At 70.0% G+C, this 1186-nt stretch carries 1 protein-coding gene; it reads left to right on the top strand.

The window, feature by feature from the left end; genetic code table 11:
* On the top strand, window positions 1-1186 hold a 1186-nt coding region (locus A5695_RS01560; protein ID WP_156749403.1), incomplete at both ends, for an HNH endonuclease signature motif containing protein.

Here is a 1186-nt window from a genome sequence, read left to right on the forward strand (position 1 = left end):
CGCGTCTTGATGTGTTGTTCGAGGAGTTGGCGGAGTTGTGTGGTCAGCGCAATGCGATTGATGGGCGCATTGTGGAGGTCGTCGCCGAGATCGATCGCGACGGATTGTGGGGTAATACCGGGGCGCGGTCGATACCGGCGTTGGTGGCTTGGAAGACCGGTTGCTCGCCGGCCAACGCGCATACGATCGCCACGGTGGCGGGCCGGGTCGAGGAGTTCCCGCGCTGTGCCCAGGGCATGCGGGAGGGGCGGTTGTCGCTGGATCAGGTCGGGGTGATCGCGGCGCGGGCGGGTGAGGGGTCTGATGAGCATTACGCGGGGTTGGCTGCGGTGGCCACGGTCAATCAGTTGCGCACGGCGGTCAAGCTGGAACCGCGGCCCGAACCCGATGCCCGCCTCGAGCCGGAGCGCTCGATCACCAAGACCGCCGATGAGGACTTCACTTGTTGGCGGATCAAACTGCCCCGCGACGATGCGGCCACGTTCGACGCGGCGTTGGCCTCTCATCGTGACGCGCTGATCGCCGCGTGGAAGCACGACCGCGGCGACGGGGCGTCCGAGAGCGCGCCGCCGTTGCCGGGCACCGTGGAGGCGTTCCTGCGGCTGGTCGAGGCGGGCTGGGATGCCGAGGCGGCGCGCCGCCCGCACGGGCAGCACACCACCGTGGTGGTGCACGTCGACGCCGACACGCGCGCCGCGGCGTTGCACCTGGGGCCGTTGCTGTCCGACGCCGAGCGCCAATACCTGACCTGCGATGCCACCTGTGAGGTGTGGTTCGAACGCAACGGGCAGCCCATCGGTGCCGGCCGGGCGACCCGCACCGTCAACCGGCGGCTACGCCGCGCGCTCGAGCATCGCCACCGCAGCTGCGCGGTGCCCGGCTGTGGCGCCACCCGTGGTCTGCACGCCCACCACATCCGGCACTGGGAAGACGGCGGGCCCACCGAGTTGACCAACCTGGTACTGGTCTGCCCCTATCACCACCGGGCCCACCACCGCGGCCTGATCACCATCAGCGGAACCGCCGACGATCTCAGCGTCACCGACGACTCCGGTCGACCATTGAGCGCCCGATCACTGGCCCGTGCGCCCAACGATCCGCCGCCCACCGTCCCACCATGGCCCGGGCCCCTCGGCGAACGCGCCGACTGGTGGTGGTACGACCCCTTCCAACCCCAACCACCACC

The organism is Mycobacterium sp. E1747 (genome assembly GCF_001667775.1).
Classification (GTDB): Bacteria; Actinomycetota; Actinomycetes; order Mycobacteriales; family Mycobacteriaceae; genus Mycobacterium.